The organism is Oligella sp. HMSC05A10 (assembly GCF_001808335.1).
In the GTDB taxonomy this organism is placed as follows: domain Bacteria; phylum Pseudomonadota; class Gammaproteobacteria; order Burkholderiales; family Burkholderiaceae_B; genus Oligella; species Oligella urethralis.
The window spans coordinates 1-9,862 of record NZ_KV792886.1 but is presented as its reverse complement, the minus strand read 5'-3'; the positions used below and the strand labels follow the sequence as shown (position 1 = coordinate 9,862).

At 40.5% G+C, this 9,862-nt stretch carries 11 protein-coding genes; 4 read left to right on the top strand and 7 right to left on the bottom strand.

The window, feature by feature from the left end; genetic code table 11:
* Positions 1–298 precede the first annotated feature (298 nt).
* From HMPREF3144_RS04065 to HMPREF3144_RS04050, 4 genes are all read left to right on the top strand, one after another.
* Positions 299–718, top strand: coding sequence for an HIT family protein (locus HMPREF3144_RS04065; protein WP_070476555.1), 420 nt, complete (start codon positions 299–301; stop codon positions 716–718).
* A 12-nt stretch (positions 719–730) separates the two neighbouring features.
* Positions 731–2,119 carry a tRNA uridine-5-carboxymethylaminomethyl(34) synthesis GTPase MnmE gene (mnmE, locus tag HMPREF3144_RS04060; RefSeq protein ID WP_070476553.1) on the top strand — a complete coding sequence of 463 codons (1,389 nt, stop codon included), beginning with the start codon at positions 731–733 and terminating at the stop codon, positions 2,117–2,119.
* 74 nt (positions 2,120–2,193) lie between these two features.
* Complete coding sequence (locus HMPREF3144_RS04055; RefSeq protein WP_070476551.1) at positions 2,194–2,541, top strand: DMT family transporter; 348 nt, start codon at positions 2,194–2,196, stop codon at positions 2,539–2,541.
* A 23-nt stretch (positions 2,542–2,564) separates the two neighbouring features.
* Entirely contained in the window at positions 2,565–3,548 is a 984-nt protein-coding gene (locus tag HMPREF3144_RS04050; RefSeq protein ID WP_070476549.1) for an NAD(P)H-dependent flavin oxidoreductase, read from the top strand.
* Positions 3,549–3,683: 135 nt separating this feature from the next.
* Here HMPREF3144_RS04050 and HMPREF3144_RS11950 read toward each other — a convergent pair whose 3' ends face one another.
* The 7 genes from HMPREF3144_RS11950 to HMPREF3144_RS04020 all read right to left on the bottom strand — a co-directional run bounded on the left by HMPREF3144_RS11950 (position 3,684) and on the right by HMPREF3144_RS04020 (position 9,492).
* A complete protein-coding gene (locus HMPREF3144_RS11950) occupies positions 3,684–3,818 on the bottom strand; it encodes a hypothetical protein (protein ID WP_256388361.1) in 135 nt (44 codons plus the stop codon).
* A gap of 67 nt (positions 3,819–3,885) precedes the next feature.
* Entirely contained in the window at positions 3,886–4,713 is an 828-nt protein-coding gene (locus HMPREF3144_RS04045) for a phosphodiesterase (protein WP_036560566.1), read from the bottom strand.
* A gap of 2 nt (positions 4,714–4,715) precedes the next feature.
* Positions 4,716–5,777: an ABC transporter ATP-binding protein gene (locus tag HMPREF3144_RS04040; protein WP_018027436.1), complete on the bottom strand. Its 1,062-nt coding sequence runs from the start codon at positions 5,775–5,777 to the stop codon at positions 4,716–4,718.
* Complete coding sequence (locus HMPREF3144_RS04035) at positions 5,764–6,573, bottom strand: ABC transporter permease (protein WP_018027435.1); 810 nt, start codon at positions 6,571–6,573, stop codon at positions 5,764–5,766. Before HMPREF3144_RS04035 ends, HMPREF3144_RS04040 begins: the two co-directional genes overlap by 14 nt.
* A complete protein-coding gene (locus HMPREF3144_RS04030; RefSeq protein ID WP_018027434.1) occupies positions 6,570–7,388 on the bottom strand; it encodes an ABC transporter permease in 819 nt (272 codons plus the stop codon). The genes HMPREF3144_RS04035 and HMPREF3144_RS04030 overlap by 4 nt, the downstream gene beginning before the upstream one ends.
* A gap of 71 nt (positions 7,389–7,459) precedes the next feature.
* Positions 7,460–8,473: an ABC transporter substrate-binding protein gene (locus HMPREF3144_RS04025; protein ID WP_070476547.1), complete on the bottom strand. Its 1,014-nt coding sequence runs from the start codon at positions 8,471–8,473 to the stop codon at positions 7,460–7,462.
* Positions 8,474–8,475: 2 nt separating this feature from the next.
* Positions 8,476–9,492 carry a LacI family DNA-binding transcriptional regulator gene (locus HMPREF3144_RS04020; protein ID WP_036560562.1) on the bottom strand — a complete coding sequence of 339 codons (1,017 nt, stop codon included), beginning with the start codon at positions 9,490–9,492 and terminating at the stop codon, positions 8,476–8,478.
* Between the last annotated feature and the right edge of the window lie 370 nt (positions 9,493–9,862).

The following is a 9,862-nucleotide window of genomic DNA, read 5'->3' as shown; positions in this document are numbered from 1 at the left end:
CGGTATTTAACTGCTTTTATGCAAAAGTCTCACTAAGCAAGATGAGAATAGATTATTAATTATTAATACTTATTTTTATTATTATGCTCTGTGGATAAGTTGAATAAGTCATTTTTAATCTTTAATTTCAATTACTTAAGCTTGATATATTTAGGCATAAGTTAGTGTTTTATAAAGACTGAGAAAGTGGATAATTTACGGTAGTGGCATGATAAGATGCTTTATACCAAGTTCAATCACTGCTTATTCACATTAGGTGATGGGCTTAGCTCATAACTTTAAATTATAGGTAGACACAATGGAATATCAACCAGATAATATTTTTGCAAAGATCTTAAGAAATGAAGCGCCATCTTATAAGGTGTATGAAGATGATGCCACGTATGTCATGATGGATATTATGCCGGAGTCGAGAGGGCATTTATTAGTCTTACCAAAAGAGGGCGCGGTGAATATCTTTGATATTAGTGATGAAGCGATTGCAGCATGTGCCAAAACCTGCAAAAAAATTGCCCCTGCTTTAATGAAAGCGACTAAGGCAGATGGTTTAATTATTAGTCAATTTAATCACGCACCAGCCGGTCAAACTGTTTTCCATTTGCATTGTCATTTAGTACCGGTTTATGAGGGCCAAAGTAGACAGTCCCATGGCCGTGTTGCTGCAGAGGCTGATGAATTACAGGCTTTAGCTAAAGAAATCGCTTCTTATATTGAATAATTTGTTTTAAACATGTCAGTATTACAGTTTCGGAGTGATCCGATTGTTGCTATCGCAACCGCACCGGGCCGTGGTGGTATCGGTGTGGTACGTATTTCTGCAAAGGATTTGTCCTCATACATACAGGCTTTTTTTAAACGTGATTTAAGACCACGTCATGCTTATTATTTACCCTTTAATGATGCCGATGGTACAGCCATTGATGAGGGAATTGCTTTATACTTCAAAGGTCCGCATTCTTATACTGGTGAAGATGTGCTGGAATTGCAGGGCCATGGTGGTCCAGCGGTATTAAAGCGTTTAATTAAGCGTTGTTTAGAGATACCGCTAGCAGATCAGCGTTTACGTCCAGCAGAGCCGGGTGAATTTACGCAGCGCGCTTTTCTAAATGGGCGATTAGATTTGGCTCAGGCAGAGGCGGTTGCGGATCTAATCGATGCAAGTTCCGAGTCGGCTGCTCGTAGCGCCATGGCTTCATTAAGTGGTGAGTTTTCTCGTCTGGTCAATGAGCTAGCTGATAGTATTGTGTATTTACGTATGCTGGTGGAGGCGACTTTGGATTTTCCTGAAGAGGAAATCGAGTTTTTAGAAAAATACGATGCTGTTCCACAATTAGAGTCATTACGTGCAAAATTACAGCATATTTTAGATATTTCTAAACAAGGAATGATTCTACGCGAAGGTGTGCATGTGGTCCTGGCTGGTCAGCCGAATGTTGGTAAGTCGAGTCTTTTAAACGCATTAGCGGGTGACGAGGTTGCAATTGTTACTCCAATTGCAGGTACGACACGGGATAGGGTGGTGCAGCAGATTCATTTGCAAGGTGTGCCATTGCATATCGTCGATACTGCCGGCTTGCGTGAAACGGAGGATACGGTTGAGAGTATCGGTATCGAGCGTAGTTGGGCTGAAATTGCCAAGGCGGATGTGATTTTGCATTTACAAGATGCGGCAGAACCGGATCTGGATGCTAATCAGGATATTCTTAATAATATGCCCCCTAAAACACCTGTGATTACGGTATTTAATAAAATTGATTTACTTGATGATGCATCCTTAAATCAACTAAAGGCAACCAATGCCAAACAAAATACAGTTTTCTTATCCGCTAAGGCACAGCTTGGTTTAGCTGAGTTAAGTGAATTATTATTATCCATAGCTGGTTTGCAAGTTCAGCAAGAAACGCCATGGTTAGCTCGTGAACGTCATCTTCGTGCGCTTAATGAATCCATGATCCATTTAAATCAGGCTTATGAGTTTGCACAACAAGATGACAGGGTGTTGGATTTATTTGCTGAGGAGTTACGTTTATCTCATGAAGCGTTGAACTCAATTACCGGTGAATTCACTAGTGATGATTTGCTCGGTGAGATTTTCTCATCTTTTTGTATTGGTAAGTAGCTGGCTAATATCTTTCATTTTTGATGGCGCCATTTTTTGTTCCATGTGGAACATTTTGATATTTAGGAGTTTATATGCAACCAACAATAGCAGCTTATTGTTTTTTGGCGATTGCTATTTTTTTTGAATTGGTGGGAACGTCTTTATTAATTAAGACAGAACAATTTACTCGATTAATTCCTTCAGCGTTGGTATTAATTAGTTATGGCTCGTCTTTTTATTTTCTTTCCCTAAGTTTAAAAACGATCCCTATAGGCATTGCCTATGCCTTATGGAGTGCAATTGGGATAGTCGGTATAGCGGTTATTGGTTTTATCTTTTTTAAACAACGATTAGACCAAGCAGCAATACTAGGGATAGGATTAATTATCATTGGTGTGGTGATAATTAACTTATTCTCCAAGAGCGTGACTCATGGCTAAATAAAGGTATTAAGGAGATGAACATGTCATTTACCAGAGCTAATTTTCCAGAGGTTTTAACAAATTTGCGCTTACCACTGATCGCTGCGCCCATGTTTACCGTGAGCTATCCGGAGCTGGTGTTAGCGCAAGCCAAGGCAGGTATTGTTGCTTCTTTTCCTGCCTTAAATGCACGGGAAGATGGATTACTCGATCACTGGTTGAATGATATCAATGCGGATCTTAAAGCGTATCAACAGGCTAATCCAGAAGAACGAGTGGGTGCTATTGCGGTTAATTTAATTCTGCATGATTCTAATAGACGATTAGCGCAAGATTTGGCCATTTGTGTTAAGCATAGGGTACCGATTATTATCACCTCCTTGCGCGCACCAAGCCCTGAATTAATTGCTGAGGTGCATTCTTATGGCGGCATTGTGTTGCATGATGTGATTAATCTACGGCATGCGCAAAAGGCCATTGATGCCGGTGTGGATGGTTTAATTTTAGTAGCAGCCGGTGCGGGTGGTCATGGTGGCACGCTATCACCAATGGCCTTGGTGGCAGAGGTAAAGCAGCGATTTGACGGTGTGATTATTTTATCGGGTGCGATAGCAACGGGTGATGCGATACTCGCAGCACAGGTGATGGGGGCAGATCTAGCTTATATGGGGACACGTTTTATCGCTAGTGAGGAAGCGCGTGCGGTACCAGAGTATAAAGAGGCGTTGCTAAGCGCAAAGGCGGCAGATATTCTGTACACGGATTATTTTACTGGTGTGCATGGAAACTACCTTAAAGAAAGTATCATTCGTGCGGGTTTAGATCCAGCGCAGCTACAAAATCAAGATAAAAATGCAATGAATTTTATTGATGCTTCAGCGCAGTTTAAGGCTTGGAAGGATATTTGGGGTGCTGGCCAAGGGGTAGGCTTAATAGATTGTATTGAGCCTGTTGCAGCTATTGTGGCTAAGTTAGAAAAAGAGTACGTAGAGGCTTTGGATAGGGTTTGTGCTTTGAGGAAGTAGTGGAGAAATTTTGTATTTACCCAGTAAAAACCTGCTCAGGTCTTAATTTGATTGTATGGAAAAAATTTGACCATGAGTACAGAGATGAAGTCAGAGAATCGTCGTTGGATAGTCAAGCATAAAAGTGCATTGGTTTTAGATGTTTTTAAAGGTAAAACCAGCCTTTCGGAAGTGAACCATGCTATGATTCATCACCCGTCGAGTTTGAAGAATGGCTTGAGGAGGCCACTCGGGCAATACAGTACGATAAAGAATGCAAGACTTTGTCATCTACTATAATTCGTAGCATTGCCATAAGCGTTAAGAAATTAGTTGATTAGCTTGACATATATCGCTTTTAATCAATCAACTGTCCATTCTCGTAGAAAGGATAAGGTCCGTCGTAATTATCTACGTAGGCTAAATGCGAAACTAATGGCCCATCCTCTTGCCATATATGTAGCTTATAGGCGGGAGGTTCTAGCACCCAGCATGATGCTGCATTAGGATCAATATCCAAGGCGACTTGATGTGCTACAGAGGGCGCTGTTGAAGCAATTGTCCCTGCGAATCGAACATCTATAGAACGATGTAAATGACCACAAATGACTCGTTCTACATTCGGGTATTTTTTTACAATCTCAGCTAATTCAGTAGTCCCCTTTAATAGACCAATTTTATCCATGTGACCTATTAGTGTATTAAATGGGGGGTGATGCATAGCAATAATAACAGGAGCGCCTTGGCTTTGGTTAAGTTGTCTATCTAGCCATTGTAGTTGTGTTTTATCAAGCTCTCCATAGCTCTTGCCTAATACGGCAGTGTCTAATGCGATTAACTGCACAACACCGATTTTTACAGAATAGTAAATTTGTTCGCCGTGATGTTGTTGTAAATAGGTGTGCGTGTCAAATGAACGTCGTAGCTGTTCTCGATTATCGTGATTGCCTGGCATTAGATATACCGGACAATCAAGTGGTTGTAATAGGCGCTGTAAGTGGTCGTATTCACTTTCACGCCCAAAGTCACAGAGGTCACCCGTAACAATCAGTGCATCAACCTTTTGTTTTTGTGTCATTAGAGTATTTACAGCGCGTTCTAAATAAGCTGCTGTATTAATTCGTTTATAAGCTAATCGTCCGGGCTCACGAATATGTAAATCTGTAATTTGCGCAATGATGGTCATACCTACTCCTGAATCGCCGCCATAATTTTATCGGATTGAATCGTTAAAGCGACTTCTTGTCCTTCTCTAAAGATGCTATTGGTACTGGTTTCTGACTTGAGTAATTGGTCACCAGGAAGACACAATATAAATTGAATTCTATCACCTAAAAATATACGTTTCTTAATAGTTGCACGAGCTTTCTCAGGTACAATTTCTTCACTTAATTGAATATCATCAGGACGTATTAATAGGCTGGTATGTCCTTGAAGTTGTGGTGCACAGGGTAATATGTAATGACCTAACAGCAGGTGGTTTTTTTGTGCTTGCTCTACAGTACGAGTGAGGCGATTTACTCGGCCCAAAAACTCTGCAACGAAGGGGTGGCTTGGTTCACGATAGAGTGTCTCACTACTACCGCGTTGTACAATCTCACCTTTATACATTATCGCTAATCGATCAGCTAAAGCCATTGCCTCTTGTTGATCATGTGTCACATAAATAGCAGTAATACCAAGTTCTCGCAATAAGACACCTAACTCATCACGGAGGGATTCTTTAAGTTTGGCATCTAGTGCTGCTAGCGGCTCATCAAGTAGCAGTACGCGCGGACGAATTGCTACTGCTCGGGCTAAGGCAACACGTTGACGTTGTCCGCCCGAGAGTTCATGTGGTCGCCGTTTTTCCAGACCGTTCAGATTCATTAAGCGAACTAAGTCTGCTACTCGTGCTTTAATCTGATCCATGGTTAACTTACGGATTTTTAGTCCATAGGCAATATTTGCCTCAACGGTCATCTGTGGAAATAAGGCATAGTGCTGAAACACCATACCGACATTGCGTTTTTCGATAGGTAACATCGTGACGTTCTGATTACCAAACCAGATTTCACCGCCTCTATCTGCATCTTCTAAACCAGCGACCATACGTAATAAGGTTGTCTTGCCACAACCTGAAGGTCCTAATAGAGCAAGAATTTCCCCAGGTTCTACTTCTATAGAGGTGGTTTTTAAGCCAATCGTACCGTTTGAATAGGTTTTTTGGCAGGATTTAATTTGAATTCGAACTTTATCAAAATGTTCCATATCGGTTTTGGAAATAAGTCGCTACCGTTTGTAACCCATAAAGAAACGGTAGAATTACTAAAAAGAAAATAAAGGTATAGGCTGAACCAACTTCAATACGCATAGATGCATAGCTATCTGTTAAGCCCACAGGTAAGGTGCGCGTCATGGGGGTATGTAGCATCCAGGTTAAGTTAAATTCGCCAATGGATAAGGTAAAAACCATTAAACAGGCAGCAATAATCGAAGGCAAAATAGCGGGTACCAAAACACCTAGAAATCGTGCAATAAATGAGGCGCCTAAGGAGCGCGCAGCTTCTTCCAGTACTAAGAGTTCATGTTTTTTAAAAGCTGCAGTTACTGTTTTCACCATAAATGGCAAGGTAAAGACCACATGACCAACCAAGATAAATAAGTAACTTTGACGGAACCATTGGATTTGTCCATATGCCAGAATAAGTGCTAAGGCAGAAGCAAGGCCTGGGATGGCTATCGGTAATGCAATTAATTCATCAAGAATTCTTAACCAACGATTTTTTGACCTAGCAAATGCGTAAGCACAAGGTACACCGATAATTAAGGTAATAAGAACACAAGCTAAGGCTATGACAATAGACCAAAAAATAGTATTGCTATATGAAGACCATACTTGAAGAAACCATTTTGTGGTTAAACCACTTTCAAAACCTATTGCATAGTTATTCACAAAACCGGCAAAAATGGAAACTAGCATCGGCACGCAAATAAATAGCAAGGTGATAATTGTTAAAGTATAGAGCCAAGGGGATTTGAACCTTTTTTTATGGGTACGATTCATACATGAACTCCCTTAGACTCATAACGACGCGTCACGAACAAAGTTAACCATGTCACTAATCCTAGCGCAATAGATAAAGAAGCAGCCATAGTGAAATTCGCATAGTTTGTAAATTCGTTATAAATCGTAATCGGTAGCACTTCAGAGCGACTTGCTAAGGTAAAGGCTGTGCCAAAGGCCCCCATAGAAGTAGAGAATACGATTGCTGCAGTTGAAATAATGGATGGTAATAACTCAGGAATCCAGACGTCTTTCACAATTAACCAACGTGTCCCTGCTAAGGAGCGTACAGCTTCTTCAAGTGCTATATCAATGGTTTGAGCAGCTGCTTCAAATGTTGCGATTGAACGGGGTAAAGAAAAATATAAATATGCTAAAAATAAACCGGTAACGCCGTAAGCGAAACTGATTTTACCAAACCCTAGTAGGTTAGTTAGGTCCGCAAATAAACCCTGGCGACCACCGATTAAAATAAAAAAGAAACCAATAATCACCCCTGGAAAAGATAAGGGTAAGGTTAACAATGACAACATCATTCGCTTGCCGAAAAACTCATTACGCGCAAAAAATATACCTATACTCACGCTTATAATTAAGGTCAGAATTGTCACGAGTACAGAGAGTATTAAGGTAAAAAGCATTACTTGTAAATACCGTACATTGGTTAATACAGCAAAGTAGGCTTGCCAGCCTTCTTGTGCAGGTAAGCTCACTAACCAGATCATGGGAATCAGCCAGAAGCTACAGAAAACAATAAATGCAGGTAACAAACAATAAAATTTAATACGTTGCTGCGCAGACAATTGTTTAGACATAGTTCAACCTTTAAAAAACGAGCATGTGAATGATCAACATGCTCGCCATGGCAAATTAATGAATAACTACATTAATTCACTTCTTTTAAATAACGTTCAGCGAAGGTTTTTTGATTTTCAGCCATTTTTTTATAGTCTACGGCTTGTGCACGCTGGTATTCAGTTTCTGGTAGGAAACGTTCAGAAACTTCAGCAGGAATAGTCGCACTGCGAACAGGACGTAAATAGGCATTTGCCCAGATGGCTTGGCCTTTATCAGATAAAACAAAGTTTAAAACCTTTTTTGCATCTTCCGCATGCGGAGCACCTTTTACCAGCGACATCACATAAGGAACCACTATGGTGCCTTCTTTAGGAATGACAAATTCAACATTAGCCTCATCTTTGTATTTAGCGCGGTAAGCATTGAAGTCGTAGTCAATAAGAATTGGTATTTCACCCGATAAGACACGAGCGTAAGATGTTTGCTTTGGTACGATGGGGTCATTCGCTTTGAGTTTCTTTAAGAAAGCAATACCTGGAGCCATGTTATCTAGGTCACCACCCATAGCTAAGTTAGCAGCAACAGCACCGGCATATCCCACAAATGCTGACGATGGGTCTAAGTAAGCCACCATGCCTTTGTAATCAGGCTTTAACAGATCCTCCCAAGATTGTGGTACAGCCTTACCACCTAAAGCATCTACATTTACCATAAAGCCTAAGGTACCTGAATGGATAGAAAACCATTTGCCATCTTTATCTTTAAGACCTTCTGGAATATCATCCCAACGCTCTGGTTTAAAGGGTTCAACAAGCTCTTCTTTAGCACCTTGGATGCCTGAGGTTACGCCTAAATAAACAACGTCAGCAACTGGACTATTTTTTTCGGCTACTAATTGAGCAAGAGATTGTCCTGAGTTTTTATTATCTGGTGGTACGGTAATACCGGTTTCAGACTTAATAGCCTGAATTTGCGAGCCCCAGTCGGCCCATTCGATAGGACAGTTATAACAAATAACTGTTTGTGCTAAAACACTGCTTGAGAGTGTCAGGGCGACAGCAGTAAGACCTGTTTTCACTACAGAACGTAAAGATAATTTCACAGCTAACTCCTATGGGGTAAATTAATGAAGGCAATATTGCAAGATTCACCTTGTTGGAATGAATAAGGCAATAGACATGTATCAAGCGGACTTAATGCTGTGTCATTTAGCATGGCTTGATATAAGAGAGAAAAACTGGTTTGGCCGATTTGCTTATTTGGTGTTTCTATAGAGCTCAACATCGGACAGAGTTCACGGCCTAGGGCAATGCCATCAAAACCGATAATGGATAAATCATCCGGAATTTTTCGACCTAATTGTTGCGCGGCCCGCAAACAGCGAATCGCTAATAAATCGTTAGAACAGACTAAAGCAGTGATATGCGAATGCTCCAGAAGGTATTGCTGGATTTGTGCATTCGCAGATTCAATAAAAGGGATCTCAAGTAGATTCGGCTGTAAGCCGGGGCTATGTTGAACAGCATCTAAGTAACCTTGGTACCGTTGCTGAGCTCTATCAGAAACGGCTAATTCACCACATACCATCGTAATATGTTGATGTCCAGCATTAGTTAAAGACGCAACAAGTTCAGTTAAAGCTTGGCGGCTATCAACAGAGACACATGGATAATGAGGGTCATTGTTATATGCCAACACATAAGGAATTCTTAAGGCTTTAACAAAGCTCATGGCTTGCGGATTTTGTGTATTCGAAACGGTTAAAATTAAACCATCAACATTTGCCTCAAGTAATTTCTGGAGAACAATTTTTTCTTGTTCTAAGTGATAGGCTGAATTTAATATCATGGTTGAATAACCTGCTTCAAAAGCCGATTGGGTTATTCCTTCACAATACTCCGCATAGACAGGGTTAAGCATAGTCGGCACCATAACCCCGATAACATTAGTTTTATTCGTGCGTAAAGCGCGAGCGCTGGCATTTGAAATATAGCCAATTTCTTTCGCTTTCTGTAGGACACGTTCACGCGTTTTATCAGATACCTTATTTGGTGAATTAAATGCGCGTGAAACGGTTGCAATCGAAACTTGAGCAAGCTCAGCAATTTTTTCAATACTCATGACACTCAACTAAGCGCCCACAATGTAAACGTTTACATTATAGATGTGGAGTTTTTCAGTTTCGTGACAGAAAGCAGAGTTTATTTAGATGAATCAGACATAAACTTATGTGACAGCAAGGCGATATGAGAAGTGATTTGATAAATCCTTTAGCAAACAGTAGATACTAAATCACCAATACATCATAAACCCTCATTATTTACGTATCACGATGGGGATAAATACCTTAGATATAGTTACCAGGGGATCACGTAAGGATTATCATTGCTAATGGTTAGTTTTATATTGCAATAGGCGCAAATAAGACTTGCTATCAAATCGTCAGACGGCTGATTGGGGCCTGTAAATAATTTTGTGTAACTTCCTTTAA